Origin of the sequence: Nocardioides sp. (assembly GCF_030149505.1) — a bacterium.
Taxonomy (GTDB): domain Bacteria; phylum Actinomycetota; class Actinomycetes; order Propionibacteriales; family Nocardioidaceae; genus Nocardioides.
In genome coordinates, this window is the sequence record NZ_JASBRN010000001.1 from 1 (window position 1) to 25,874 (window position 25,874).

Consider the following 25,874-nt stretch of genomic DNA (forward strand, 5'->3'; position numbering starts at 1 on the left):
TGGTGGCGGGTGTGGCGAGGTCGAGGTCGAAGTAGAGGTTCGACCGGGTGTCGCATTCCTGCACTTCGGTGGATTCGGGGTCGAAGCGGGCTGAGGCTTCCAGGACGAGCCGTTCGACGACGGCGGGGCCGACTGTGTGGACGACGTGGGCGACCTGCGCATCCACGAACGCGGCCGCCTCGGCCGAGAGGCCGCGGGTGGCTTGAGCGAGGCGGCGTACCCGCCAGGCGGTGACCTGCCCGGCGAGGAGTCGCGCCCACACCTTGGGGAGGCGGTGCCTGGCTTCGACGACGTCGCCGACGAGGAGGCGCCCGGACTCCTTCGTCCTGCCGAGGGCGGTGGCGAGCTCGGTGACGGCGAAGTCGGAGACCTCGGGTGCACCGGCGCCGGCGAGGTCGAGCATGGTGTCGGCGCCGGGCATCCCGAACCGGGCCGTCCACGCGGACTCCGCGGCGTCGTAGGCGTCGTCGTCGGGGTGGGAGTAGGTGCCGTACAGGTCCGGCATCAACGCACCGGTGGTGTGACGGTCGGCCCACTCGGCGACCCCGATCAGCAGCTCCCGGGCGGCGTCGTCCTCGCGCTGCTTGGCGGCGCGGATCGCGTCGAGGAGGGGGCTGCTGGACATGGTGAAAGTATAGTCGAACACACGTTCGATAGACAGTGTTTCCCCAGGTCAGGTCCACTTTTTCGCGACATTCTTGCCGTCCGATCGAAGCCCAGCCCGAGCGAGCACCCCAGGCAGGGGCGAGGCTGGAGCGGACCGCAACCAAGAAGCCCAAGCGGCGCCGAGGGCGACCACGCCTTCTCGAAATCCAGGACCTGCTGCGGCGCGAACCCGCTACGACCCACCAACGGCGACCCAGGGAGCAACCCTGGTAACAGCAGGGCGACCGGCGTACGCGGTCTCGACGACGGCTCGCTGGCGCTCGCCTGCTCGACCAGCAGAGGGACCTACAGCCCGGCAGCCCGCCGGATGTCCGCGCCGAGGGCGTCGAGGCGGGTGGCGGCGGAGATCCAGGCCGCCTCGACGGCGTCGACCTGGTCGGGGTTCTGCGACGCGGGCTCCACGGGGACGACGACCTCGAGGTAGCACTTGATCTTCGGCTCGGTGCCGCTGGGTCGGACGACGACGCGGGCGCCGGAGTCCAGGCGGAACCGCAGGCCGTCGGTGGGCGGGAGGGAGTCCGAGCCGAGCGCGAGGTCGTCGACCCCGAGCACGGACAGGCCGCCGAGCGAGGTGGGCGGTGAGGTGCGCAGCCGCTCCATGGCGCCGCTGATGAGCGAGAGGTCCGAGACCCGCACAGAGACCTGGTCGGTGGCGTGCAGGCCGTGCTCGCGAGCGAGGTCGTCGAGCAGGTCCAGCAGGGTGCGGCCCTCGGCCTTGAGGGAGGCGGCGAGCTCGCAGAGCAGCAGGAGCGCGGAGACGCCGTCCTTGTCCTTCACGTGCTCGGGGTCGCAGCAGTAGCCCAGGGCCTCCTCGTAGCCGAAGGCCAGCCCCTCGACCCGGCCGATCCACTTGAAGCCGGTGAGGGTCTCCTCGTAGGGCTGCCCCGCGGCGGCCGCGATCTTCGACAGCAGCGAGGACGACACGATGGTGGTGGCCAGGACTCCGGTGCGGCCCCGGCGCAGCAGGTGCGTGGCGAGCAGCGCGCCCACCTCGTCGCCGCGCAGCATCCGCCACCCCGTGGGCGTGGGCACGGCGGCGGCGCACCGGTCGGCGTCGGGGTCGTTGGCCACGACCAGGTCGGCGCCGCGCTCCTGGGCCAGCGCGAGCGCGAGGTCCATCGCCCCCGGCTCCTCGGGGTTGGGGAAGGCGACGGTGGAGAAGTCAGGGTCGGGCTCCTCCTGCTCGGGCACGACCTGCGCGGGCTCGAAGCCGGCGGTCTCCAGCACCTGCGCGACGGCGGTGCCGCCGACGCCGTGCAGCGGGGTGTAGACCACGTCGAGGTCGCGCGGACCGTCCTCGGCCAGCCCGGCCACCGTGTCGAGGTAGCGGTCCAGGAGGTCCTCGCCGAGCACCTTCCACCCGGTGCCGCGCGGGACCGAGGCGAGGTCCCCGACCTCGGCGATCCTGGCGGCGATCTCCGCGTCGGCGGGCGAGACGATCTGGCTGCCGTCCCCGAGGTAGACCTTGTAGCCGTTGTCCTGGGGCGGGTTGTGGCTGGCGGTGACCATGACGCCGGCCACGCAGCCGAGCTCGCGGACGGCGTAGGCCAGCACGGGCGTCGGCAGCGGGCGCGGCAGCAACCACACGTCGAGCCCGGCGCCGCTCATGACCGCGGCGGTGTCCTCGGCGAAGGTGTCGGAGAGGTGGCGGGCGTCGTACCCGACGACCACCGCCCCCCGGCTGGGGAGGTACGCCGCCAGCCCGGCCGCCGCGCGCAGCACGACGACCCGGTTCATCCGGTTCGGGCCGGCGCCGAGGGCCCCGCGCAGGCCCGCGGTACCGAACTCCAGCGTGCCGTCGAAGCGGTCGGCGAGGTCGGTGGGGTCGCCCCCGGCCTCGACGTCCCGGACGATCGCCTCGAGCTCCGCGCGCGTCGTGGCGTCGGGGTCGGCGGCTGCCCACGCCCGGGCGCGGTCGAGGAGGTCGGCGATCTCGGGCGAGGCGGCGGTGCTCATGGCGCGACGTTAGCGGCCGGGGGCTCCTGACCGTGCGTCAGTGCGGCGTGGGGTCCTCGGTAGGGCCGTCGGCGAGCTCGTCGAGCAGGCCACGGGTGAGCTCGAAGGCGACGCGCGCCTCGTGGACCACGGTCTCGACGTCGCGCGGGGAGGTCGGGAGCCGGTCGATGCGCGAGTGGTACCAGTCCTTGTACGCCTTCGGCTTCTCCGACAGCTCGAAGGCGAAGAAGGCCAGGCCCGGTCCGGTCGCGCCCAGGTGTCGCTGCACGGCCCGGCGCACGACCCGCCCGCCCGTGAGGTCGCCGAGGTAGCGGGTGTGGTGGTGAGCGACGTACCGCGCGCCGGAGGCGGTGGTGGCCTCGATCCGCGAGACGTACGCCGCGGCGGCGGGGGAGTCCACGGCCACGGGTGCGCCCGGTGCCCAGTGGGCGAGGTCGGCGTCGATGGCGGCGAGCCGGTCCAGCGCCGGGTCGTGGACCGCGGCGACCCATCGGTCCTCCCGCATCGCCCGGCCGACCGACTCGAGCGCGGCGTACACCGGTCGGAGTCGGCGCAGGTAGGCGGCGTACCCGCTCGCGTCGACCCCGCCACCGAGCAGGGCGACGAGGAAGGGGCTGCGCTCGGCCGCCTCGTGCTCGGCGCGGGTGCCCTCCTTGACCGCGACGGTCAGGCTCAAGGCAGGGGCGCGCGCAGCATGCCCGCGCACATCGAGACGAGGTTGCGCACGAAGGACTCGGTGTCCAGGGCCAGGCGCTGGGTCGAGCCGCGCTCCTCGGCCCGGGCCCGGTCGCCGATGGAGCGCAGGATGAAGGAGGTCAGCAGGGCCAGGCGCTCGGCGCGGACGTCGTCGGGCATCTGCGGCATCCGCGCGGAGATCAGCTCGTAGACCGGGACCCCGCCCGAGCGCTCCAGCGCCGCCTGCACGTCGGGGTCCTTGTCGTGCTGCTCGTCGGCGATCAGGTCGGCGACGATGACGAGGTAGCAGCGGCCGCTCCAGCCGGTCTCGGAGAGCTCGGTCGCGGGCCGCACCAGCGCCTCCAGGGCCGCGGCCAGGTCGTCGTCGGGTCGCCCCTGGGCGACCTCGAGCAGCCGGTGCTCGCGCTCGGACAGGAAGGCGGCGTGCTGCTCGAGCACGGCGGCCAGCAGGCCCTCGCGGGAGCCGAAGTGGTAGTGCACGGCGCCGCGGTTGCGCTGGCCGGCTTGGCGGGTGATGTCGAGCAGGGAGGCGTTCGTGACGCCGTGCTCGGCGAACGCGCGGGTCGCGGCGACCAGGAGCCGCTCGCGGGTCTCGGCGCCGCTGGCAGCCGTCCCGCCCGGACGGACGGGCTGGGTGGCGGGGGTCCGGTCCATCAGCGTGCCTCCTGGTGCTCCGTCAGATCCCCGGGACGACCCGGCTGAGCAGGTCCCCCATCCGGGACGCCGCCGCGCGGCCGGCCTCGAGGACCTCAGCGTGGTCGAGGGGCTGGTCGCTGATGCCGGCGGCCAGGTTGGTGACCAGGCTGATGCCCAGCACCTCCATGCCGGCCTCGCGGGCGGCGATCGCCTCGAGGGTGGTGCTCATGCCCACGAGGTGGCCGCCGAGGATGCCGGCCATCCGGACCTCCGCGGGGGTCTCGTAGTGAGGTCCGGGGAACTGGACGTAGACGCCCTCCTCCAGGGAGGGGTCCACGCTGCGGCACATCTCGCGCAGCCGGCTGGAGTAGAGGTCGGTGAGGTCGACGAAGCGCGCGCCCACGATGGGGGAGCGGCCCGTGAGGTTGAGGTGGTCGCTGATGAGCACCGGTGTGCCGGGCGTCCAGTGCGGCTTCAGCCCGCCGCAGCCGTTGGTGAGCACGATCGCGCGGCAGCCGGCCGCGGCGGCGGTGCGCACGCCGTGCACCACGGCCTCGACGCCCTTCCCCTCGTAGTAGTGGATGCGGGAGAGGAACACCAGCAGCTGGCGGTCCCCGGCGCGGACCGAGCGGATCTTCCCGCTGTGCCCGGCCACCGCGGCGGCGGAGAAGCCGGGCAGGTCCGTGGTGTCGATCTCGGCGGTCGCCTCGCCCAGCGCGTCGACGGCCGGAAGCCAGCCGGAACCCAGCACGAGGGCGACGTCGTGGCGCTCGACGCCGGTCAGGTCGGCCAGGCGCGCGGCGGCGTCCTCGGCACGGGAGTAGGGGGTCGGCTCCTCGTTCACGAGCCGGACCTTACGGCGTCACAGTCCGGTCGAGCGACAGGGCCGACGACGCAGCGCGGCGACGTAGTCGTCGGGCGCCGAGGCCGCCTCGGCGGCGTCGGCGAGCACGCCGAGGTACGACGCAGAGGGGATGCCCCCCTCGTAGGCGTCCAGGACGTAGGTCCAGGCCACCTGGCTGCCGGTCATCGTCGAGACCCGCACCTTGGTCTTGCGGTAGAGGCCGTTGTCGGCCGACTCCCACTCGTCGAGCAGCCGCTCGTCCTCGCGGGTGACGTCGTAGACCGCCACGAAGACCCGTTCGAAGGTGTCCTGCACGATCGTGGACAGCGCTCCGTCCCAGCCGTGCTCCTCACCGCCGAAGGTCAGTCGCCAGCCCTCCAGCCAGCCGGTGGTGCGCAGCGGGGAGTGCGGGCACCGCTCGCCCATCCGCGCGGGATCGAGGTTGGTCCCGTAGGCGGCGTACAGCGTCACAGGCCGAAGGTTAACCGTCCGCGGACCGGGACTAGGGTGGGACACGTGACGACGCACTTCGATGTCCTGGTCCTCGGCGCCGGCCCCGGCGGCTACGTCGCCGCCATCCGCGCGGCTCAGCTCGGCAAGTCGGTCGCCGTGGTGGAGGAGAAGTACTGGGGCGGTGTCTGCCTCAACGTCGGTTGCATCCCCTCCAAGGCGCTGCTCAAGAACGCCGAGCTGGCCCACGTGCTCACCCACGACAAGGCCAAGTACGGCATCGAGGGCGACGCCACGATGTCCTTCGGCCCGACCCACGCGCGCAGCCGCAAGGTCAGCGAGGGGATCGTCAAGGGCGTCCACTTCCTCATGAAGAAGAACAAGATCACCGAGATCGACGGCTGGGGCACCCTCACCGGTCCGACCTCGCTCGACGTGAAGGGCAAGGACGGCTCGACGACGTCCTACACCTGCGACGACCTGATCATCGCCACGGGCGCGAAGGTGCGGCTGCTGCCGGGCCTGGAGCTCTCGGAGAACGTCGTGACCTACGAGGAGCAGATCCTCGACGAGAACCTGCCGAGCTCGATCATCATCGGCGGCTCCGGCGCCATCGGCGTCGAGTTCGCCTACGTCATGAAGAACTTCGGCGTCGACGTGACGATCGTGGAGTTCCTGGACCGGATGGTCCCCACCGAGGACGCCGACGTGTCCAAGGAGCTGGCCAAGCACTACAAGAAGCTCGGCGTGAAGGTGATGACCTCCACCAAGGTCGAGAAGGTCGAGGACACCGGCTCGGGCGTCAAGGTCACCGTGAGCCCCGCGTCCGGCGGCGACTCCCAGGTGCTGGAGGCCGACAAGTTCCTCGCCGCCTTCGGCTTCGCCCCCCGCGTCGACGGCTACGGCCTCGAGGCCACCGGCGTGACCGTCTCCGACCGCGGCGCGATCGAGATCGACGACTACTGCCGCACCGGCGTCGACCACGTCTACGCCATCGGCGACGTCACCGGGAAGCTCATGCTCGCCCACGTCGCCGAGGCCATGGGGATCGTGGCCGCCGAGACCCTCGCCGGCGCCGAGACCATGCCCGTGGAGTACGACTTCGTCCCGCGCGCGACCTACTGCCAGCCGCAGATCGGCTCCTTCGGCTACTCCGAGGAGCAGGCCAAGGAGAAGGGGTACGACGTCAAGACCGCGACGTTCCCGTTCTCGGCCAACGGCAAGGCGCAGGGACTCGGCGAGGCCGTCGGTTTCGTGAAGGTGATCGCCGACGCCGAGCACAACGAGATCCTCGGTGCGGCCATGATCGGCCCCGACGTCACCGAGCAGCTCCCGGTGCTGACCCTGGCCCAGAAGTGGGACCTGACCGCCGACGAGGTCGCCCGCAACGTCTTCGCCCACCCGACCCTGTCGGAGGCCGTGAAGGAAGCCGTCCACGGCATCACCGGCCACATGATCAACTTTTGACGAGCAGCGACGAGCGACGAAGGAGCTCGACGCGTGGGCGAGTCAAGGTCGAGCAGCCGGCACGGCTGAGGGACGAAGCCGTGGTCCGGTGGGTCGAGACACCAGTCGCTAGCGAGGAGACAGTCCAATGACCGACCGCGTCGTCATCGTCGGCGGAGGCCCCGGCGGCTACGAGGCCGCCCACGTGGCCGCCCAGCTCGGGGCCGAGGTGACCATCGTCGACACCGACGGGCTCGGTGGCTCGGCGGTGCTCACCGACTGCGTGCCCAGCAAGACCCTCATCGCGACCGCCGAGGTCATGACCGAGGTCGCCGAGGCCGGCGAGCTCGGCATCACCATGCGCGACAAGGAGGGTGACGCCGCCTCCGGCATCACGGTCGACCTCGCGCGGGTCAACGCCCGGGTCAAGCAGCTGGCCGCCGACCAGTCCCGCGACATCGCCCGCCGCATCGACCGCGACGGCGTGCGGCTCGTGCACGGCCGCGGGCGGCTCGACGGTCCGGGGCGCGTGGTCGCCACCGGCGCCGACGGGGCGGAGACCGTGCTGGACGCCGATGCGGTGCTCGTCGCCACCGGCGCCGCCCCGCGGACCCTGCCCAGCGCCCAGCCCGACGGGGAACGGATCCTCACCTGGGAGCAGGTGTACGACCTCGACGAGCGGCCCGAGGAGCTGGTCGTGGTGGGCTCCGGCGTCACGGGCGCGGAGTTCGCCTCGGCGTACCAGGCCCTGGGCATCCCGGTCACGCTCGTGTCCTCCCGCGACCGGGTGCTGCCCGGTGAGGACGCGGACGCCTCCATGGTGCTCGAGGAGGTCTCCAAGCGCCGCGGCATGAACGTGCTGTCGAAGTCGCGGATGGAGTCGGTGACCCGCTCCGGCGACGTCGTCACCGTGGCGCTCACCGACGGCCGCGAGGTGCAGGCCTCGCACTGCATCCTGGCGCTGGGCTCGGTGCCCAACACCACCGACCTCGGTCTCGAGGAAGCGGGCGTGCTGCTCAAGGACGGCGGCTTCGTCTACGTCGACCGGGTCTCGCGCACCTCCGCGCGAGGGGTGTACGCCGCCGGCGACTGCACCGGCGTCCTCATGCTCGCCTCCGTGGCTGCCATGCAGGGCCGGATCGCGATGTGGCACCTGCTCGGCGACACCGTGCATCCGCTGGACCTGAAGAAGGTCTCCTCCAACGTCTTCACCGCCCCGGAGATCGCCACCGTCGGCTGCTCGCAAGAGGCGGTGGACGCGGGCGAGATGCAGGCCGAGGTCGTCATGCTCCCGCTGTCGGGCAACCCGCGCGCGAAGATGCAGGGCGTCCGCGACGGCTTCGTGAAGCTCTTCATCCGTCCCGGCACCGGCATCGTCGTCGGTGGCGTGGTCGTCGGCCCGCGCGCCTCCGAGCTGATCCACCCGGTCTCGATCGCGGTGGCCGAGTCGCTCACCGCCGACCAGTTGGCCCAGGCGTTCACGGTCTACCCCTCGATGAGCGGCTCGATCGCCGAGGCCGCACGGAGGCTGCACCGCATCTGAGCGGGGACCTATCCGGGTCGCGCCGACAGGTCAGTGCCGGGGGCGGCCGTCCGAGGGCGAGATCGAGCTGACGCCCTGGATCAGCGTGCTCAGCTCGGCCCGTGCGGCGCGGCCGAGGGGGCTGCCGCCCGCCCACTGGCGGAGCATGGCCGCCTCCGAGGTGGCCTCCTCGGCGGCGTACCAGGGCAGCCACCGGTCGCCCACGCGGACCTTGCGCGCCTCCGGTTCCTCGCCGCCCTCCAGCCGCAGCTGGTCGTTGCGGCACACGTCGATGCTGCGGGGCGTCCCGTGGGGCGGTGCCCACTGCACCTTCGCCACCGACGGGCCGTGCTGGGCGTTGAAGAAGCAGGGGCCGCGGCGCTCGGGGAGCGGTTCGCCGGAGGCGAGCGCGAGGACCGCGGCACGCTCCCAGCGGCCGTCCTCCAGCACGGCCTCCACCGCCTCGACCTCGGCGAGGGAGTCGGCCGGCTCCAGGGCCGCCTTGGCCCGGTCGTAGGCCTCGAGGGCGAAGCGGTGGTGCTCGCGGACGTCGTGGGTCGCGTCGGGCGCGAGCTCGAGCGCGGCGACCTGCTCCCCGAAGAGCGTCACGTCCTCGCGGACCAGGCGCTTGGCGGCGCGGAACGCCTCACGCTCCAACAGGTATGCCTCGCGGCGTTCTCGCCGCGCGCGCAGGGGGTTCCACATGCCCCGATCCTGTCACCTGTCTGCCAACTCGAAACCCGGCCGAGACCTCCTCGAAATCGATTGGCGCACGACCGCGTGCGCGAGGATCATCCGACCCGATGATCGCCGCCCTGCTCCGTGCCGCCCGCCCGCCCTCGCCGCTCGCCGGACGGCTCGCTCGCCAGTCGCTGCTCTTCGCGCTGGGCGATGGAGCGTTCCTCGCCGGGTCAGCGGTGTTCTTCACGGTCATCGTCGGTCTGGAGCCGGTCGAGGTCGGGCTCGGTCTCACGATCGCCGGCATTGCAGCGTTCGTGGCCGCCCTGCCGATGGGCAAGGTCGTCGACCGCTTCGGTCCGCGTCGGATGTGGGCGGTCTCCGCGGTCGGGCAGGCCTCGATGTTCGCGTTGTGGCCGTTCATCGACGACTTCACGGGGTACGTCGTCATGGCGGTCGCCATGGAGGTCGTGGGTGTTCTCGGGGGCGCCGCTCACGGCGCGTACACGATCGATGTCCTCCCTCCGGGCGAGCGGGTCCGGTCGCGCGCCTACATGTACTCCGCGCTCAACGCCGGCTTCACGATCGGTGCCGCGGTGGGCGCGCTTGCCCTCGCCATGCCGGGGGACCTGCTGCTCCAGGGACTGCCGTGGTTCACGGCGCTGGCCTTCTTGGTCAACGCGGCCGCGATCACCCGGTTGCCCGACGCCTCGCACGACTCCAAGACGCCCGAGGAGCGGAAGGTGAAGGTGCCGGGTCCGGGGCCGCTCCGCAACCCCGGCTGGCTGGCCACGACGTTCCTGGTCGGTGTGGCCTGGACCAACCAGGTGCTGCTGCACATGGTCATCCCGCTGTGGGTGATCAGCGAGACCGACGCCCCCCGTGAGCTGGTCGCCCTGCTGCTCGGGACCAACACGGTGATGTGCATCGTGCTGCCGATGGCGGCGGCCCGTGGTGTGTCCGACGTGCCGACGGCACTGAAGGCGATGAGGCTCTCCTCGGCGTTCTTCGTGCTCTCCTGCTTGATCACCATGGCGACCCACTCGACGGTCGGCTGGGTCACGATCCTGCTCATCTGGCTCGGGCACGTCACGTTGACCGGCGCCGAGCTCAAGCTCTCGGCCGCCAGCTGGACCTTCGAGGCCGAGCTCATGGACCCGCGTCAGCGTGGCAACTACCAGGGCGTGGCGGAGTTCAGCGGGACGTTCGGCCGCGTGTGGGCGCCGGCGGTCTACACCTTCCTCGCGATCACCTGGAGCTCCTACGGCTGGCTGGTGATCGCCGGGATCATCGTGCTCGCCACGGCCGCACTCCACCCCGTGGCTCTCTACGCACGGCGGTGGCTCGAGCAGCACGTCCCCGCCGAGGTGCTGGCCGACGCCCGCTCCTCCGCGCCCGAGGCCGAGGAGGCGATCGCAGTCGGCCCGCCGTCCCTCATCGACACCGAGGTGCCGGTGATGGACCCCCGCCCTTGACCGCCCCCTCAGGGCAGGGGCGGCACGGCTCAGAGGTCGGCCAGCAGCCGCTGCATCCGCACGACCTCGGCGGCCTGGCCGGCGTTGACGTCCTCGGCCAGCTCGAGGTCTTCAGCATCGACGACCCGCTCCTGGACGAGGCCAAGAAGGTGCGGATGGGCACGTTCAACGCCCAGTCGCAACCTTCCTACGACGGGTGATGTCATAGGGGGCATGGGAACTCGGACCCTCGCCCCTGCCCTGCTCCTGGCCCTCGGGCTGCTGCTGCCCGTCGCGCCCGCCTCCGCGGCCGACCCGCTGCGGCTCGAGGGCCGCGGCTTCGGCCACGGCATCGGGCTCTCGCAGCACGGCGCCCAACGTGCTGCCACGCAGGGGGTCGGCTGGCAACGGATCCTGCGCACCTACTACCCCGGGACCCGACTCGGGAGGGCGGGCGGGCAGGTGGCGGTCTGGATCTCCGGCGACGACGACGGTGACACCCGGGTGGAGGACCGTCCCGGGCTGCGCCTGGCCAAGGTCGGTACGGCGAGGAGCTGGTCGCTCGCGAAGCTGGACCCCCGGGCCGAGCAGTGGCGGGTCTCCGCCGACGGCCGCGGCCGCAGCGTGCTGGAGTCGCGCCGCGACGGGTCCTGGCGCCGGCAGCAGGTGTTCACCGGTGACGCCGAGTTCAGCGCCCCGGCCCCGATCACGCTGGTGACCCCCGAGGGCCGGACGGCCTACCGCGGGGTGCTCCGCTCGGCCGCGGCGTCCGCCGATGGGACCCGGCGCGACACCGTCAACCGGCTCTCGCTGGAGAACTACCTGCGCGGGGTCGTGCCCCAGGAGGTGCCGGCGCTCTGGGACCCCGACGCGGTCCGGGCACAGGCGGTCGCCGCCCGCACCTACGCCGCGTTCGAGCGCGCCGACCGGGCGGCGAGGCACTACCAGATCTGCGACACCTCGCAGTGCCAGGTCTACGGCGGTGCGAGCGCCGAGCACGAGGCGTCCGACGCCGCGATCCGGGCGACCCGCGGGCGTGCGGTGACCCGGGGCGGGGACCCGATCTTCGCCCAGTTCTCCGCGAGCAACGGCGGTTACAGCGTCCGTGGCTCCTTCGACTACCTCCCTGCACGCCGGGACTCGTGGGACCGCTACAAGTGGGAGCAGACCGTCTCGGTCGCCGACCTGGAGACCGCCTTCGACACCATCGGCGACTACGAGCGCGTCGAGGTGGTCGAGCGCGACGGCCGTGGCGCCTGGGGCGGCCGGGTCACGCGGGTCACCGTGGTCGGCAGCGAGGGCTCGAGCACCGTCAGCGGCGACACCTTCCGGATCCGCCTCGGGCTGCGCAGCACCCTCTTCCACGAGGTGTCCTGACCGGCTGGGACAGGCCTCCCAGAACTACAGATCTGTAGTTCTCCTGAGGCGATTGTTACCTCTTGTGACGCGTGGTGCCATAGGGACCATGTCCCCCCTCCGCGGTGCCGCGGGCCTGGCCGCGGTGCTCGCGCTGGGCCTCGGCGTGAGCCTGTCGTCGGCGCCCACCGTGGCCGCCGCGGGTGCCGACCGCGACCGCTGGGACGTCGCCGGGGAGCCGAGCATCCGCATCCTCGGGCGCGGCTTCGGACACGGCCGCGGCATGTCCCAGCACGGTGCGGAGGGAGCCGCGCGGGCCGGCCTGAGCGCCGAGGAGATCCTCGACTTCTACTACCCGCGCACCGACGACGGCCGCGCCGCCGGTCGGATCAGCGTGCTGATCAGCGCCGACACCACCGACGACCTCGTCGTCCGCGCCCGGCCCGGCCTGCGGGTGCGCGACCTGGCCAGTGGCACCGTGACCGCGCTGGAGGAGGAGGGCGCCGCCCTGTGGCGGGTCCGCCGCGACCACACCGGTCGCGACCGCGTCTCCTGGCTGCCCTCGGGCGCGGCCCAGGACGGCGGCTGGCGCAAGCACCTGGTGCTCCAGGGCGAGGGCGCTTTCGACGCCCGCAACGCCCCGGTCACCCTCGTGCTGCCCGGTGGCGCCGAGCGCAGCTACCGCGGTCGTCTCCACGCCGCGGCGCCCACCCCGGGCAGCCCCGCGCGCGACACCGTCAACCGGGTCCGGCTGGAGGACTACCTGCGCGGGGTCGTGCCGCTGGAGATGCCGGCGCTGTGGAGCCCGGCGGCCGTCCAGGCCCAGTCGGTCGCCGCCCGCACCTACGCGGCGTACGAGCGGGCGCACCCCCGCGCGCAGCACTACCAGGTCTGCGACACGACCTCCTGCCAGGTCTACGGCGGCGCCGATGCCGAGCACCCCGCCTCCGACGCGGCGATTCGCGCCACCAAGGGGCAGGCGCGCACCGTCGACGGCGAGCCCGCGTTCACCCAGTTCTCCGCGAGCAGCGGCGGCTGGACCTCGCAGGGCTCGGTCGACTACCTCGTCGCGCAGGAGGACCCCTACGACGGGTACGAGGGCAACACCGTCCACTCCTGGTCGGTCACCGTGACCGACGACCGGATCGAGTCGACCTGGCCGAAGGTCGGCGACCTGCGCTCGGTCGAGGTGCTCGCCCGCGACGGCAACGGACAGTGGGGCGGCCGGGTCCGCTCGCTGCGGCTGACCGGCTCCGGGGGCAGCGTCACGGTGACGGGCGACGCCTTCCGTTCCGGGCTGGGCCTGCGCTCCACCTGGGTCACGTTCCGGCAGCCCTGACTGCTGCGGCCGAGGGCGCTCTCAGGCCTGGGCGCGCGCCGTCTGCCAGAGCGCGACCACGGCGTACACGCTCGCGGCGAGGGCCAGGCCCCCGAGTCCCCCGACGACCACCAGCACGATCGCCAGGACGACGGTGACGAGCACGGCGAGGGTCCCCGCCCCCCCCAGGACCGACGCCGGGCACCAGCCCGCCCAGCAGGGCCGCGGTGAGGGCGCCCGCCGCGGCGTAGGCAGCGGTCCAGGTCCACAGCTCGGGTGCGAGGGGACGCGCCAGGAGCGCCAGGACGACCAGGGCGGCGAAGCCTGCACAGGTGAGCGCCGACAGGGTCCGCAGCCGTGAGCGGGAGGGTGCGGAGCTGGTCATCAGATGACGGCGCGCGGCCAGCCACCCGCTCCGAAGTCACTGGTCTCGTTGGCGACGTCGTCGAACGCGCTCCTGAGCTCGGCCAGCTCCTCCACGGGATCCTGCACGTCGAGCTCCTCTCGTCCCTCGTCGGTCACGCCGGGTCGGTCGGGCCCTACCCACGCGGCCGGCCCGGCAAACGAGCCGGGACCAGCACCTGCCGCAGCACCAGGCCCGTGACCAGCGCCCAGAACGCCGCGCCGATGCCGAGGACGGTGACGCCGGAGGCCGCCACGACCAGGCAGGCGGCGGCCGGCAGCCGCTCCTGCTCCTCGGCCAGCGCGTCGCCCAGCGAGGCGGCGAGGGTGCCGAGCAGGGCCAGGCCCGCGGCCGACTGCACGACGCCCTCGGGCGCAGCCGCCACCAGGGTCGTCAGCGCCCCGGCCGCGACGGCGAGCAGGAGGTAGGTGATCGAGGCCGCGACCGAGGCCTGCCAGCGGCGGGCCCGGTCGGCCCCGGCGGCCGGCCCGGCCATGAGGGCGGCGGTGATCGCGGCCAGGTTGACGGCGTGGCCGCCGAGCGGTGCCGCGAGCAGGGTGCCCAGGCCGGTCACGCCGAGCGACTCCCGCCAGGGCACGCGGTAGCCGAAGGTCGCCATCACGGCCACGCCCGGCACGTTCTGCGACGCCATCGTGACGACGTACAGCGGGAGGGCGATGCCGAGGGCGGCCGAGGCGCTCCACGCCGGCAGCGTGAGAGACAGCGTCGGCAGGAGGTCCTGCGCGGCCACCGTGTCGTCGGCCTCCACGACCACGACGACGAGCGCGACGGCCAGCGAGGCCGGCACGGCCCAGCGCGGCGCCGGCCGGACCAGCACCAGCCAGGCGAGGACGACGGGGCCGACGAGCAGCGGGGAGTCGGCCAGGGCCAGCACCGGCTGCACGCACAGCGGCAGCAGCACCCCGGCGAGCATCGCCCGCGCGAGCGGCACGGGGATGGCGGCGACGAGGTCGCCTAGGCGCGGCACCAGTCCGGTGAGCACCACCAGGACGCCGGTGAGCGCGAACGCGCCCACCGCGGCAGGCCACCCGCCCTGGACCGTCCCGGTCGTCACCAGGAGCGCGGCGCCCGGGGTCGACCAGGCCAGCGAGACCGGCGTGCGGTGGCGCAGCGCGAGCCACAGCATCCCGAGCGCCTGCGCGACGCAGAGCGCCACCAGGCCCGAGGCGGCCTGCGCCGGGGTCGCGCCCACGGCGACCAGGCCGGCCAGCACGACGACGAAGCTGCTGGAGAACCCCACGACCGCGGCGACCACCCCGGCCAGTGCGGCCTCGCTCGCCAGGCGTTCGCGGTTCAGGAGAGGACCACCACGAGGTCGCCACCGGCCACGGCCTGGGCGTCCCGGAGCGCCACGCGCGCGACCGTGCCGGCGCGCGGGGCGGTGATGGCCGCCTCCATCTTCATGGCCTCGATCGTGGCCAGGACCTGGCCGGCGCCCACCTGCTGGCCCTCGCGGACCAGGACGCTCACGACGCCCTGGAACGGTGCGGTGACGTGGCCGGGGCGCGCGCGCTCGGTCGACGTCAGCGGGGACATGGCTGCAGAACTTACCGACCGTCGAGCACGAACGCAGCCAGCAGCTCAGGGGTGGACCCGGCGGCCAGGTCCATGCCGGCGCCCTCCGGGACGTCGAGGACCGTCACGCGCTGCCGTCCGCCCGCGGTCGTCGCATCGAGGGTCACCAGGCCCTGCCGGCGCTGGAACCAGGTGTCGCGCACGGTCCAGCCGATGACGTGACCGACCCCGAGCACCTCGCGACGGCGTACGAGGCTCCCCGAGCGCGCGACCACGTGGCCCTCGACGAGCGCGTGGCCCAGCGAGCGGGACCGGTCGCGGGCCAGCGCCGCCGCGGGCAGGAGGAGCAGCGCGATCGGCACCAGCACCGGCGCCGGGACGTCGGCCAGCAGCACGGCCGCGGTCGCCACGACGAGCAGGACCAGCACGGGGGCCAGCGCGCGCAGCCACCGGCGTCGGGTCGCCACCGGCCCGTGCCCGCGCAGCGGGGCGTACGCCGGGGAGCGGGCCCCGATCACCTCGGCCGCCACGCCGGCGACCGTCGCGAGCGGCGCGGGCGGCACGAGGGTCAGCGTGCCCTTCTGCTCCCCGCCGAGCCCGGTCACGACCGCTCCCAGCTCCGCGGCCCCGGCCAGGCGCAGCCCGAGCGGCTCGCGCACGACGACGCCCGCCAGCCGGGCGTCCTCCACGGAGGTCTCCCGGGTGGTGAGCAGGCCGCGGACCAGCCGCCACTGCCGCGGGGTGCGGGTGAGCGTGAGATCCCAGTGCGTGACGAGGTAGCCCGCGACGGCGAGCACGGCGCTGGCGAGAGCGGCGGCGACGAGCCCCACGCCCAGCAGCACCAGCCACCCCCAGCCCTCGGGGGTCAGGTCGGGAAGCCGGTCCACGCGCCAGGCGGAGTCCGGGGCGACCTGCGTGGCGACGCCGAGCAGCGCCGCGGCAGCCAGCACGCCGGCACTGGTGAGGGGTGCGTAGCGCGCCCAGGAGGGGTCCAGGCGGAGCACCACGCGGTCCGGCTCCGGGGCAGGGGCATCCGCTGCCGTGCCCGGCTCCGTGCCCCCGGCGGCGAGTGGTGCACCCTCGGCGACCGCGTGGTCCAGCAGCGCCACCCGCAGGCGCTGGGCCTCGTCACGGCCGAGCGAGTCGAGGTCGAGGTCCTGGTCGGCGCCGGCACCCGTGCCGATCCGCACGGTCGACAGCCCCAGGATGCGGTGCACCGGCCCGGAGGTCAGGTCCACGGTCCGCACGCGGTCCAGCTGGGCGGTGCGCAGGGTGCGCTGCAGCAGGCCGCGCCGCAGCTCCACGCGGCCGTCGTGGATGCGGTAGCGGGTGGTGAGGTAGCGCGCGACGCCCAGGAGCACGGGGACCGCGACCGCCCCCAGCTCCCAGCCCAGCCCGCCGCCGCGAGCGGTGCCACCGGCGACGAAGGCCCCCACGAGCAGCGGGAGGAACCGGCGCAGCTCCTGCACCGGCTGCACCACGAGCATCCGTCGGTCGAGGCGGTGCCAGGTCGCGTCGTCGAGCGGCCCGCTCACGTGGCGTCCCCGGGGGCTGCATCCGCGCGGACGGTCAGCTCGGCCACGAGCGACTCCGCGGTCGCCTGGTCCAGGCCCGCGATCGCGATCGCGCCGGCCGCTGACGCGGTCGTGATCGTGACGTTGGCCAGCCCCAGGAGGCGTTCGAGCGGCCCCTGGTCCCAGTCGACGGTCTGGATCCGGCTGATCGGGGCCAGTCGGCGCTCGCGGGCCCACCACCCGGTCTGGGTGTACGCCGCGTGCTCGGTGACCTCCCAGCGGTGCACCCGGTAGCGCCAGACCGGCACGAGGCCGACCCGCCCCACGGCGTACGTCGCGAGGAGGGCGGGCATCCACCAGCGCAGGTCGTAGAGGTCCAGCACCAGCGAGGTGACGACCAGCGCGGTGGCCAGCCCCACCACCTCGGTGGCCGCGCCGAGCTGCCACATGAGCCGGGCGCGGGGGTCGACGCGGTGGGCGGGCCGGCGCAGCGTCGTCACGCCCTCGACCCTACGGGCACGCGCAGTGACCACTCGGGTCACGGCTTCGCAGGCTCAGCCGTGCCGCTCGCTCGACCACCGATCGACGAGTCCGCTGCCGCGTCCTCGTCAGTCCTTGAGCTCGCAGATGACCTGGCCGTTGGTGACGGTGGCGCCGACCTCGGCGGACAGGCCGGTCACGGTGCCGGCCTTGTGCGCCTTCAGCGGCTGCTCCATCTTCATCGCCTCGATGACAACCACGGTGTCGCCCTCGGCGACGCTCGCGCCCTCCTCGACGACGACCTTCACCACGGTGCCCTGCATCGGGGAGGTCACCGCGTCGCCGGAGGCGGCCGCACCGGCCTTCTTGCCACCGGCCCGCTTGGGCTTCTTGGCGCCACCCGCAGCGGCCGCACCGCCGCCGATGGAGGCCAGGCCCGCGGGGAGGACGACCTCGAGCCGCTTGCCGCCGACCTCGACGACGACCGACTGGCGCTCGCCGGCCTCCTCGGCCTCGGCCACGTCGCCGGAGTAGGGCTGGATCTGGTTGTCGAACTCGGTCTCGATCCACTGCGTGTAGACGGTGAACTCGCCCTCGCCGGTGGCGTTCGAGGAGCCGACGTACGCCGGGTCGCGGAGCACGGCCTCGTGGAAGGGGATGACCGTGGGCATGCCGTCGACGACGAACTCGCTCAGCGCGCGGCGCGAGCGCTCGATCGCCTGGGTGCGGTCGCGACCGGTGACGATGAGCTTGGCGATGAGGGAGTCGAAGGAGCCGGGGACGGTCTGGCCGTTCTCGTAGCCGCCGTCGACGCGGACGCCGGGGCCCTGTGGCGGGGTCCAGGCCGAGAGGGTGCCGGGGGCGGGCATGAAGTTGCGGCCGCCGTCCTCGGCGTTGATGCGGAACTCGATGGAGTGGCCGCGGATCTCCGGGTCGTCGTAGCCGAGCTCCTCGCCGGCGGCGATGCGGAACATCTCGCGCACCAGGTCGATGCCGGTGACCTCCTCGGAGACGCAGTGCTCCACCTGGAGGCGGGTGTTGACCTCGAGGAAGGAGATGGTGCCGTCCTGGGCGACGAGGAACTCGCACGTGCCGGCGCCGTAGTAGCCGGCCTCCTTGAGGATCCGCTTGGAGGACTCGTAGAGCTCGCTCAGCTGGGCGTCGGTGAGGAACGGCGCGGGGGCCTCCTCGACCAGCTTCTGGTTGCGGCGCTGGAGCGAGCAGTCACGGGTGGAGACCACCACGACGTTGCCGTGCTGGTCGGCCAGGCACTGGGTCTCGACGTGGCGCGGCTTGTCGAGGAACTTCTCGACCAGGCACTCGCCGCGACCGAAGGCGGTGACCGCCTCGCGCACCGCGGACTCGTAGGCGTCGGGGATCTCCTCGAGCGTGCGGGCGACCTTCAGGCCACGGCCGCCGCCGCCGAAGACCGCCTTGATGGCGACCGGCAGGCCGTTGGCCTTGGCGAACTCCACGACCTCGTCGGCGTCGGCGACGGGGTCCTTGGTGCCGGGGGCGAGCGGGGCGTTCGCGCGGTCGGCGATGTGCTTGGCCTTGGCCTTGTCGCCCAGCGCCTCGATGGCGGCCGGCGGGGGACCGATCCAGGTCAGCCCGGCGTCCATGACGGCCTGGGCGAAGTCGGCGTTCTCGGCGAGGAAGCCGTAGCCGGGGTGCACCGAGTCGGCACCGGACTTCTGCGCCACCGCGATGATCTTGGCGATGTCGAGGTAGGAGTCGGCCGGCGTCGCGCCGCCCAGGGAGTGGGCCTCGTCGGCCATCCGCACGAAGATCGCGTCCCGGTCGGGCTCGGCGTACACGGCCACCGATCCGATACCGGCGTCCTTGCAGGCCCGGATGACGCGGACCGCGATCTCACCGCGGTTGGCGATGAGGACCTTCTGCAGTGGCTTGATCTCCGGCACGCTGACTCCTGCCTGGCGGGGTGTGCGAGGGGCTGTGGGGCCGACGGGCGCCGGTCCGCGACGCAGGGTATCGCCAGCGGGGTACCCGGTCGGTCGGGGTACGCGCTGCGGACACCGGCACGTCCGTGGTCCAGACTCCGGACGCCCGCGCGTGACCCTGGCGCGCCGCGGGCGTTGAAGAGGACGTGAACGCGACCGAGCACCCGTGGTCCGAGGCATGGCAGGCACTGAGCCCGCTGCGCAGGACGGTCCTGCACTCGCGGGTCGTCGAGCGCGAGCCCGTCGCCGCGCTCGCCGACCGACTGGGGCGCTCGGAGGCCGAGACCGAGGCCCTCGTCCGCACCACGGTGCTCGCCTTCCGGCGCGAGGTCGTCCTCGGCCTCGGCACCGGGTACGACGCCGAGTGCGGCTCCCTGGTCCTGCGCCTGGCCGACAGCGCGGGCGAGCGGCTCGCCCGCCAGGAGCGGCGTGCACTCGCGGTCCACGGCGGGTCCTGCACGCCCTGCTCCTCCGCGGTGGTCGCCCTGCTCGAGCTCGACACCAGCCTGCGCGACGGCCTGCTGCACCTGGTCGGCACCGGCCTGCCCACGGCCGTGGTCCCCGCCCCGCGTGCCGGGGGCGCGAGCACCGCGGCTGCTGGGGGTCCCACAGGACGCAGGGGCCGGCTCCGGCTCGCGCTCCGCCAGGCTGGTTAACAACCGCTAACCACGGGGGTACGCTGGCCGCCATGACCAGCACCGCGTTCGAGCTCTCCCGCGAGCACGAGGAGTTCCGCCGCAGCGTCCGCGAGTTCGCGGAGGCCGAGATCGCCCCCCACGCCGCCCAGTGGGACAAGGACCACCACTTCCCCGTGGACGTGGTGCAGAAGATGGGGCAGCTCGGCCTCTTCGGACTGACCGCCCCCGAGGAGTTCGGCGGCGCGGGCGAGGACGGCGACTTCACCAGCCTCTGCGTGGCGATCGAGGAGATCGGGCGCGTCGACCAGTCGATGGGCATCACGCTGCAGGCCGGCGTCGGCCTGGGCATCAACCCGATCCTCACCTACGGCACCGAGGCCCAGAAGAAGGAGTGGCTCCCCGCGCTGGTCGCGGGGGAGCGGCTGGCCGGGTTCGGCCTGACCGAGCCCGGCGCCGGCTCCGACGCGGGCGCCACCCGCACCAAGGCCGTCCTCGACGGCGAGGAGTGGGTCGTCGACGGCGCCAAGCAGTTCATCACCAACTCCGGCTCCTCGATCACCAGCCTGGTCACGGTCACCGCGCGCACCGGCACCCGCGAGGACGGCCGCCCGGAGATCTCCGCGATCATGGTCCCGGCCGGCACGCCCGGGTTCACCGCGGAGAAGGCCTACGACAAGCTCGGCTGGCACGCCTCCGACACCCACCCGCTCTCCTTCGAGGGCGTCCGGGTGCCCGCAGACCACCTGCTCGGCGAGCGTGGCCGCGGCTACGCCCAGTTCCTGGCCACCCTCGACGACGGTCGCGTCGCGATCTCGGCGCTCTCGGTCGGCTGCATCCAGGCCTGCCTGGACATGTCGGTGGCCTACGCCGGCGAGCGCCAGACCTTCGGCGGCCCGATCGGCCGCAAGCAGGGCGTGGCCTTCCAGATCGCCGACCTCGAGGTGATGCTGCACGCCAGCCGGATGCTGACCTACCGCGCGGCCGCGATCAAGGACGCGATGGACCGCGACGGCTCGGCCTCCTACCAGGAGTTCAAGCAGGCCGCGGCGGTCGCCAAGCTCTACTCCACCGAGTCCGCGGTCACCGCGACCCGGATCGCCACCCAGGTCTTCGGCGGCTACGGCTTCATGGAGGAGTACCCCGTCGCCCGGTTCTACCGCGACGCCAAGGTGCTCGAGATCGGCGAGGGCACCTCGGAGGTCCAGCGGATGCTCATCGCGCGGGGCCTGGGGCTGCCGGTCGAGTAGCCCCGGCCGCTCAGGCGCTCAGGCGCGGTCGGCACGCGGGGCCCAGAGGTCGGTCCACTCGCGCCCCAGCTCGCGGACCAGCTCGCGCAGCACCGGGAGGCTGACCCCCACGACGTTGTGGTGGTCGCCCTCGATGCCGCGCACGAAGGCGCCCCCGAGCCCGTCGACGGTGAACGCGCCGGCGACGTGGAGCGGCTCGCCCGTCGCGACGTACGCCGCGATCTCGGCGTCGCTGGGCTCGGCGAAGTGCACCGTCGTGGAGGCCAGCGTCGAGAGCTCGTGCGCGTCGCCGGCGATGCGCAGGCAGTGCCCGGTGTGCAGGACCCCGGTGCGCCCGCGCATGGCCTCCCAGCGCGACACCGCCTCCTCGGCGGTGCCGGGCTTGCCGAGCGCCTGGCCGTCGAGCTCGAGCACGGAGTCGCAGCCCAGCACCAGCGCCCCGGCCGGGACCTCGGCCCGGTCGACCACCGCGCGGCACTTGAGCTCCGCCAGGCCCACCGCCAGCTCGGCCGGGGGCAGCCCGTCGAGCACCGACTCGTCGACGCCCGACACCACGACGAGCGGGTCGAGGCCGGCGTTGCGCAGCGTGGACAGGCGTGCGGGGGAGGCGGAGGCGAGGACGAAGGGCAGCACGCTCGGACCGTACCGGCATGATGAAGGGCATGCGGATCCTCCTGGCCCTGGTGGCGGTGCTGGCGCTTGCAGCTGGACTCGTCGCCGTCGCCGCGTCGCGCAACCTCGGCCCCTTCGACCGGCCCGCACCGGGTGGCAACATCTTCGCCGAGCGCGCGCTCTTCACCGACCCCGCCAACCGCACGCTGCAGGCAGCGGGGCGGATGGAGGCGGAGGGTCGCCCCGAGGACGCGGCGATCCTGCGGGAGATGGCCGCGGTGCCCTCCGGCATCTGGCTGACCCCGGAGGAGTACCCGCCCGGCCGCGCCGACCAGTACGTCGTCTCGGTCGTGCAGAAGTCCGAGGCCGCCGACGAGATCCCCGTGTTCGTCCTCTACGGCATCCCCGACCGCGACTGCTCGGGCGGGTTCTCCGCGGGTGGGCTGGAGGCGGACGACTACCGCCCGTGGGTGGAGGAGATCGCGGAGTCGGTGCTGGCCGTGCGCGCCGGTGACAACGTCGCCGTGGTGGTCGAGCCGGACGCCTTGGCCTCCTCGCTGGAGTGCGGCAACCGCGACGAGCGGGTCGGGCTGATCGCGGAGGCCGTGGACGTCCTGGCCTCGGCCGGCATCACGACCTACGTCGACGCCGGGCACTCCGACTGGGTGCCGGTCGACGAGATGGCCGCGATGCTCGAGGAGGTCGGGATCGACCGGGTCCGCGGCTTCAGCACCAACGTCTCCAACTACCAGACCGACGAGGCCGAGATGGCCTACGCCGAGCGCCTCGACCGGGCGCTGGGCGGTGGCACGCACTGGGTCATCGACCGCGGGCGCAACGGCAACGGGGCCACCGAGGAGTGGTGCAACCCGCCGGGACGCGCGCTGGGCCGGCTCCCCGGCTTCGTCGACGACGGCAGCGGACTGGACGCCTACCTGTGGGTCAAGCCGCCCGCGGAGTCCGACGGCACCTGCAACCTCGGGCCGCAGGCCGGCGAGGTCTACCTCGACCAGGCGCTCGCCATGGCTCGTGCTGCCGGTTGGTGAGCCCCGCTGCTGCTATAGGCTCCCGCGCATGGTGGGCGACTCCGACTGGACTGCGGTGATCATCGAGGACGATCCCGACGTCCGCGACCTGATCGACGTGGTGCTCACCCAGTCCGGCTTCCGCACGGTGCTCGCCGAGGACGGCTTCGAGGGCGTGGAGGCGGTGCGCGAGCACAACCCGCTCATCACCACCCTCGACGTCAACATGCCCGGCATGGACGGCTTCGCGGTGGCCAAGCGGCTGCGCGAGTTCAGCAACACCTACCTCATCTTCATCACCGCGCTCGCCGAGGAGATCGACGTGGTCACCGGCTTCGAGGCCGGGGCCGACGACTACCTCGTCAAGCCGTTCCGACCCCGGGAGCTGCGCGCGCGGGCCGACTCCATGCTGCGCCGTCCGCGCGAGCGGCTCGACGTGGGCAGCGGCCCCGAGTCGACCGCGCCCGCTGCCGCGCCCGTCGCCCCGGCCCAGGAGTCCTGGGCCGCGCGGGCGGCCCGCGAGCTGGTGGAGGAGGCCGGAGGCCCCCCGCCGCGCACCGGCGGCGCCCACGCCCGCGCGGTCCCCGACCACCTGCCGCCGAGCGCGGCGCCGGCCCAGCCCGCTGCGCCGGTGCAGCCCGTCCACCCGGCCCAGCCCGAGCCCGCGACGACGTACGCCGGTCCCACGGCCGTGCCCGGTCAGCCCGTCCCGCCGGTGCCCCCGAGCCCGGGCGGCCCGTCGGCCGACGGGTCGTGGGTCCGGTTCAACGGCCTCGCGCTCAACGCCGAGACCCGGCTGGTGACCGTCGGCGGTGCCGCGGTGGAGCTGACCCGCACCGAGTTCGACCTCCTGGCCTCGCTGCTCAGCACCGGTCGGCGGGTCCGCTCCAAGGCCGACCTGGTGCTCACGATGCGCGGGCAGCAGTACGTGACGTCGTACTTCGTCAACGAGGCCGACAAGCGCTCGGTCGAGGTGCACATCGCCAACCTGCGTCGCAAGATCGGCGACGACTCCACCAACCCGCGGTTCATCGAGACCGTGCGGGGCGTGGGCTACCGCCTGGCCGAGGCGCTCTAGCTCAGTTCGCGTTCACCGGGATGTCCGCGACCTCGGTCTTCTCGTCGGACTCGAAGATCGCGATCGGCACGGTCTGCTCCACCGTGCGCTCGATGAACCGCCCGCTGCCGGCGGCGGTCTCGATCCACACCGTCGCGGTGAACATCAGGTCGATGCCCCGGGTGTCGGGGTCGGTGCCCCGGATGGCCTGGTTGCGCAGCTCGAAGGCGCCCTTGGGCGAGGTGATGAGCATGCCGTACCGCGTGGAGAGCGGCTCGGGGTCGAAGGTGATCCGGCGGGCCTCCGCGTCGAGCTCGTAGGGCCGCTCCGTGCGGCCTCCTCCGCTGGTGATCGTCCGCGAGGTCACCTGGATCCTCTCCAGGTAGACCTTCCGCTTGGTGCGGAAGGGGTCGCGCAGCCCCTGGGCGAGGTCGTAGGCCTGGAAGGTGAAGGAGAAGAACTTCTTGCCGCGGGGGTACCACTCGTTGGTGCGCGGCGTCGACTTCGTGGGGTAGAGCGTGTAGACGAAGTCCACGTCCTTGGCGCCGTCGACCTCGATGTGGCTCTGGAACGTGCCGTCGCGGGTGAACTGCGAGTCGTAGACCCGCTCCAGGGGGCTGGCGTCGGTCTCGGCCGGGACCGGCTCGGACCCGCCGTCGAAGAGGCCGCAGCCGGTGAGGGTGAGCGCTCCGACGAGGGCGAGCGCGGTCGTCCGCGCGGCCACTCGGCCGCGCACGGTGCGGGACGTCATGCCTTGTACCCCCGGTAGCGCTTGCTGGCCTTAATGATCATCCACGCAGTCTGCAGCACCGTGAGCACGCCCAGGACGCGCCACCCGACGTAGAGGATGTCGGACTTCGCCGCGGCGTCGAGCGGACCGAGCTGCCAGCCCGCGAGCAGCAGCGCGTAGATGACCAGTGCGATGACGAAGGGGTAGATCCACGCGATGCCCTTGCCCCGCTCGGCCTTGGCCTGCGCGGCCCAGTTGTCGGTCTGCTGGCGGCTGAAGAACTTGTACCAGGCGCGGACGAAGTGGCCCATCCGCGTGAACATGTAGGCCTCGGCCGGGACCACGAGCAGCGCGAAGAGGTAGTCGCGCTTGTTGCGGAACTCCATGGAGTGCGCGACGCGGACGTTGAGCCACACCGCGGCCAGCGGCGGGATCAGCCACAGCGGGCTGAAGACGAACGCGTCGAACATCAGCGACCACGCCAGCAGCACCATGAACAGGAACCGCGTGGTCATGTTCTGGACCATCGACATGTGCTCGAACCAGCGCAGCCGCAGGTTCGGGTGGAAGGGCTGCCCGCGGGTGTCGCCGCGCTGGCCGGGCCACATCAGGTCGATCGCACCGAAGTTCCACTTCACCTGCTGGGCGTCGAGCGAGCGCAGCGTCGTCATGCCGCCGACGTGCGCCCGGGCCTGGGCGGAGATCTTGGTGAGGTAGCCGGCGGACTTGATCTGCAGCGAGAGCAGGGAGTCCTCCACCTCGGAGTCGCTGACCCACGGGGTGCGCTGGTGGCTGTCGCGCATCACGTCGCGCAGCGCCTGCGTGGAGAAGATCGAGAACTGCCCGCCGAGCACCGCCATGTTGCGGCCCTTGAGCAGGTTCTGCATGTTGAAGGCGGAGAACTGCGCACGCTGGCCGGCGATGAGGAACTTCTCCCACCAGCTGTCCAAGGCGCTGTCGTCGATCGAGTAGACCGCCGAGATACCGCCGATCCGGTCGTCGCTGGCGATCTCGTTGACGAGGTGCTCGATGGCGTCGGGCTCGGGCGTGGTGTCGCCGTCGACGCCGAGCAGGTAGTCCATGTGCTCGACCAGGGAGTAGCCGTAGTTGAGCGCCCCGACCTTCTTCTCGGGGTTCTTGCCGATGTCGTGCACGTAGATGACGGTGTGCTGCTCACCGCTGGGGGTCATCCGGGTGTGCGGGCCCGCGTAGTGGCTGGCGATCTCGACCGACTCGTCGGTGGTGTTGTTGACGACCAGGTGGATCACGTCCGGCAGCCGGGTCTGCTGCAGCAGGCTGTCCAGCACGCCCGCGATGGTCTCGGCCTCGTTGTAGGCCGGGATGATGCAGCCGACGGTCGGCCGGTAGGTCGGGATCGAGTCCAGGCCGTCGAGGAACTCCCCGGCGTACGCCTCGAGCCCGGGGTCGGGCCGCTGCACGTAGTCGGGGACCCGCGGCGCGGGCGGGGCCGGCGCCCAGGGGTCGGCCCCCGGGTGCTGGTCGAGCCTGGTGTCGTCGCTCACGTCATGCTCCTGTCGGCGGGTGCTCCGCGTGTGCGGGCACCTGTCGACCATCGTGGCGAACCGACCTCAAGACCTGTCGCCGTCCTGCCTCAAGATTGCCGCAAGTGTTGCTCAAGGGCAGGAGCG

The 25,874-nt window shown here is 73.0% G+C and carries 25 protein-coding genes and 1 pseudogene; 10 read left to right on the top strand and 16 right to left on the bottom strand.

The annotated features are described in order from the left end of the window. From Q1V71_RS00005 to Q1V71_RS00030, 6 genes and pseudogenes are all read right to left on the bottom strand, one after another. Window positions 1-625: pseudogene (locus Q1V71_RS00005) on the bottom strand (hypothetical protein); the annotation flags it as partial. Between the two features lie 326 nt (window positions 626-951). Next, a complete protein-coding gene (locus tag Q1V71_RS00010; protein ID WP_300638892.1) occupies window positions 952-2,622 on the bottom strand; it encodes a phospho-sugar mutase in 1,671 nt (556 codons plus the stop codon). A gap of 37 nt (window positions 2,623-2,659) precedes the next feature. Then, window positions 2,660-3,298, bottom strand: a complete 639-nt coding sequence (locus tag Q1V71_RS00015; protein ID WP_300638895.1) for a heme oxygenase (biliverdin-producing) — start codon at window positions 3,296-3,298, stop codon at window positions 2,660-2,662. Beyond that, window positions 3,295-3,972: a TetR family transcriptional regulator gene (locus Q1V71_RS00020; protein ID WP_300638898.1), complete on the bottom strand. Its 678-nt coding sequence runs from the start codon at window positions 3,970-3,972 to the stop codon at window positions 3,295-3,297. The genes Q1V71_RS00015 and Q1V71_RS00020 overlap by 4 nt, the downstream gene beginning before the upstream one ends. 22 nt (window positions 3,973-3,994) lie before the next feature. Beyond that, complete coding sequence (locus tag Q1V71_RS00025) at window positions 3,995-4,798, bottom strand: purine-nucleoside phosphorylase (protein ID WP_300638901.1); 804 nt, start codon at window positions 4,796-4,798, stop codon at window positions 3,995-3,997. 18 nt (window positions 4,799-4,816) lie between these two features. After that, entirely contained in the window at window positions 4,817-5,269 is a 453-nt protein-coding gene (locus Q1V71_RS00030; protein WP_300638904.1) for a gamma-glutamylcyclotransferase, read from the bottom strand. A gap of 45 nt (window positions 5,270-5,314) precedes the next feature. Between Q1V71_RS00030 and lpdA the strand changes: the two genes are divergently transcribed. Together lpdA and Q1V71_RS00040 are read left to right on the top strand one after the other, a co-directional pair. Then, entirely contained in the window at window positions 5,315-6,715 is a 1,401-nt protein-coding gene (gene lpdA / locus Q1V71_RS00035; protein ID WP_300638907.1) for a dihydrolipoyl dehydrogenase, read from the top strand. 127 nt (window positions 6,716-6,842) lie between these two features. After that, window positions 6,843-8,237 carry an NAD(P)H-quinone dehydrogenase gene (locus Q1V71_RS00040; RefSeq protein ID WP_300638910.1) on the top strand — a complete coding sequence of 465 codons (1,395 nt, stop codon included), beginning with the start codon at window positions 6,843-6,845 and terminating at the stop codon, window positions 8,235-8,237. A gap of 30 nt (window positions 8,238-8,267) precedes the next feature. Here Q1V71_RS00040 and Q1V71_RS00045 read toward each other — a convergent pair whose 3' ends face one another. Beyond that, window positions 8,268-8,921: a hypothetical protein gene (locus Q1V71_RS00045; protein WP_300638913.1), complete on the bottom strand. Its 654-nt coding sequence runs from the start codon at window positions 8,919-8,921 to the stop codon at window positions 8,268-8,270. A 98-nt stretch (window positions 8,922-9,019) separates the two neighbouring features. Here Q1V71_RS00045 and Q1V71_RS00050 point away from each other — a divergent pair, with 98 nt between their 5' ends. The 4 genes from Q1V71_RS00050 to Q1V71_RS00065 all read left to right on the top strand — a co-directional run bounded on the left by Q1V71_RS00050 (window position 9,020) and on the right by Q1V71_RS00065 (window position 13,043). Continuing rightward, entirely contained in the window at window positions 9,020-10,369 is a 1,350-nt protein-coding gene (locus Q1V71_RS00050; protein ID WP_300638916.1) for an MFS transporter, read from the top strand. Beyond that, entirely contained in the window at window positions 10,366-10,569 is a 204-nt protein-coding gene (locus Q1V71_RS00055; protein WP_300638919.1) for a hypothetical protein, read from the top strand. The genes Q1V71_RS00050 and Q1V71_RS00055 overlap by 4 nt, the downstream gene beginning before the upstream one ends. 13 nt (window positions 10,570-10,582) lie before the next feature. Then, entirely contained in the window at window positions 10,583-11,725 is a 1,143-nt protein-coding gene (locus Q1V71_RS00060) for a SpoIID/LytB domain-containing protein (protein ID WP_300638922.1), read from the top strand. A gap of 88 nt (window positions 11,726-11,813) precedes the next feature. Continuing rightward, window positions 11,814-13,043, top strand: a complete 1,230-nt coding sequence (locus Q1V71_RS00065; protein ID WP_300638925.1) for a SpoIID/LytB domain-containing protein — start codon at window positions 11,814-11,816, stop codon at window positions 13,041-13,043. Window positions 13,044-13,064: 21 nt separating this feature from the next. On the opposite strand, the gene Q1V71_RS00070 is transcribed toward Q1V71_RS00065, so the two are convergent. The 6 genes from Q1V71_RS00070 to Q1V71_RS00095 form a co-directional block, all read right to left on the bottom strand. Further along, a complete protein-coding gene (locus Q1V71_RS00070; protein ID WP_300638928.1) occupies window positions 13,065-13,187 on the bottom strand; it encodes a hypothetical protein in 123 nt (40 codons plus the stop codon). A 374-nt stretch (window positions 13,188-13,561) separates the two neighbouring features. Then, a complete protein-coding gene (locus Q1V71_RS00075) occupies window positions 13,562-14,743 on the bottom strand; it encodes a benzoate/H(+) symporter BenE family transporter (RefSeq protein ID WP_300639079.1) in 1,182 nt (393 codons plus the stop codon). Further along, window positions 14,740-14,982, bottom strand: a complete 243-nt coding sequence (locus Q1V71_RS00080) for a biotin/lipoyl-containing protein (protein WP_300638931.1) — start codon at window positions 14,980-14,982, stop codon at window positions 14,740-14,742. Before Q1V71_RS00080 ends, Q1V71_RS00075 begins: the two co-directional genes overlap by 4 nt. An 11-nt stretch (window positions 14,983-14,993) precedes the next feature. After that, complete coding sequence (locus tag Q1V71_RS00085; protein WP_300638934.1) at window positions 14,994-16,496, bottom strand: PH domain-containing protein; 1,503 nt, start codon at window positions 16,494-16,496, stop codon at window positions 14,994-14,996. After that, the gene (locus tag Q1V71_RS00090; RefSeq protein WP_300638937.1) at window positions 16,493-16,975 is read right to left on the bottom strand and encodes a PH domain-containing protein; all 483 of its coding nucleotides are present in this window, start codon (window positions 16,973-16,975) and stop codon (window positions 16,493-16,495) included. Before Q1V71_RS00090 ends, Q1V71_RS00085 begins: the two co-directional genes overlap by 4 nt. A gap of 108 nt (window positions 16,976-17,083) precedes the next feature. Further along, the gene (locus Q1V71_RS00095; protein ID WP_300638940.1) at window positions 17,084-18,877 is read right to left on the bottom strand and encodes a biotin carboxylase N-terminal domain-containing protein; all 1,794 of its coding nucleotides are present in this window, start codon (window positions 18,875-18,877) and stop codon (window positions 17,084-17,086) included. 185 nt (window positions 18,878-19,062) lie between these two features. On the opposite strand from Q1V71_RS00095, the gene Q1V71_RS00100 reads away from it, so the two are divergent. Continuing rightward, complete coding sequence (locus Q1V71_RS00100) at window positions 19,063-19,572, top strand: hypothetical protein (protein ID WP_300638943.1); 510 nt, start codon at window positions 19,063-19,065, stop codon at window positions 19,570-19,572. A gap of 32 nt (window positions 19,573-19,604) precedes the next feature. Beyond that, a complete protein-coding gene (locus tag Q1V71_RS00105) occupies window positions 19,605-20,801 on the top strand; it encodes an acyl-CoA dehydrogenase family protein (protein WP_300638946.1) in 1,197 nt (398 codons plus the stop codon). Window positions 20,802-20,819: 18 nt separating this feature from the next. Here Q1V71_RS00105 and Q1V71_RS00110 read toward each other — a convergent pair whose 3' ends face one another. Next, entirely contained in the window at window positions 20,820-21,434 is a 615-nt protein-coding gene (locus Q1V71_RS00110) for a nucleoside triphosphate pyrophosphatase (RefSeq protein WP_300638949.1), read from the bottom strand. Between the two features lie 29 nt (window positions 21,435-21,463). Between Q1V71_RS00110 and Q1V71_RS00115 the strand changes: the two genes are divergently transcribed. Beyond that, window positions 21,464-22,459 (top strand): glycoside hydrolase family 6 protein, encoded by a 996-nt coding sequence (locus tag Q1V71_RS00115; protein WP_300638952.1) that lies wholly within the window; start codon window positions 21,464-21,466, stop codon window positions 22,457-22,459. A gap of 28 nt (window positions 22,460-22,487) precedes the next feature. Beyond that, window positions 22,488-23,516, top strand: a complete 1,029-nt coding sequence (locus Q1V71_RS00120) for a response regulator transcription factor (RefSeq protein ID WP_300638955.1) — start codon at window positions 22,488-22,490, stop codon at window positions 23,514-23,516. Between the two features lies 1 nt (window position 23,517). On the opposite strand, the gene Q1V71_RS00125 is transcribed toward Q1V71_RS00120, so the two are convergent. Together Q1V71_RS00125 and Q1V71_RS00130 are read right to left on the bottom strand one after the other, a co-directional pair. Then, entirely contained in the window at window positions 23,518-24,246 is a 729-nt protein-coding gene (locus Q1V71_RS00125; RefSeq protein WP_300638958.1) for a hypothetical protein, read from the bottom strand. After that, window positions 24,243-25,748 carry a glycosyltransferase gene (locus Q1V71_RS00130; protein WP_300638961.1) on the bottom strand — a complete coding sequence of 502 codons (1,506 nt, stop codon included), beginning with the start codon at window positions 25,746-25,748 and terminating at the stop codon, window positions 24,243-24,245. Before Q1V71_RS00130 ends, Q1V71_RS00125 begins: the two co-directional genes overlap by 4 nt. Window positions 25,749-25,874: the final 126 nt, after the last annotated feature.

Coding starts and splice junctions, on each gene's coding strand:
- Q1V71_RS00010 (WP_300638892.1), bottom strand. CDS start 2,622: ATGAGCACCGCCGCCTCGCCCGAGATCGCCGACCTCCTCGACCGCGCC.
- Q1V71_RS00020 (WP_300638898.1), bottom strand. CDS start 3,972: ATGGACCGGACCCCCGCCACCCAGCCCGTCCGTCCGGGCGGGACGGCT.
- Q1V71_RS00040 (WP_300638910.1), top strand. CDS start 6,843: ATGACCGACCGCGTCGTCATCGTCGGCGGAGGCCCCGGCGGCTACGAG.
- Q1V71_RS00045 (WP_300638913.1), bottom strand. CDS start 8,921: ATGTGGAACCCCCTGCGCGCGCGGCGAGAACGCCGCGAGGCATACCTG.
- Q1V71_RS00050 (WP_300638916.1), top strand. CDS start 9,020: ATGATCGCCGCCCTGCTCCGTGCCGCCCGCCCGCCCTCGCCGCTCGCC.
- Q1V71_RS00060 (WP_300638922.1), top strand. CDS start 10,583: ATGGGAACTCGGACCCTCGCCCCTGCCCTGCTCCTGGCCCTCGGGCTG.
- Q1V71_RS00065 (WP_300638925.1), top strand. CDS start 11,814: ATGTCCCCCCTCCGCGGTGCCGCGGGCCTGGCCGCGGTGCTCGCGCTG.
- Q1V71_RS00080 (WP_300638931.1), bottom strand. CDS start 14,982: ATGTCCCCGCTGACGTCGACCGAGCGCGCGCGCCCCGGCCACGTCACC.
- Q1V71_RS00105 (WP_300638946.1), top strand. CDS start 19,605: ATGACCAGCACCGCGTTCGAGCTCTCCCGCGAGCACGAGGAGTTCCGC.
- Q1V71_RS00115 (WP_300638952.1), top strand. CDS start 21,464: ATGCGGATCCTCCTGGCCCTGGTGGCGGTGCTGGCGCTTGCAGCTGGA.
- Q1V71_RS00120 (WP_300638955.1), top strand. CDS start 22,488: ATGGTGGGCGACTCCGACTGGACTGCGGTGATCATCGAGGACGATCCC.
- Q1V71_RS00125 (WP_300638958.1), bottom strand. CDS start 24,246: ATGACGTCCCGCACCGTGCGCGGCCGAGTGGCCGCGCGGACGACCGCG.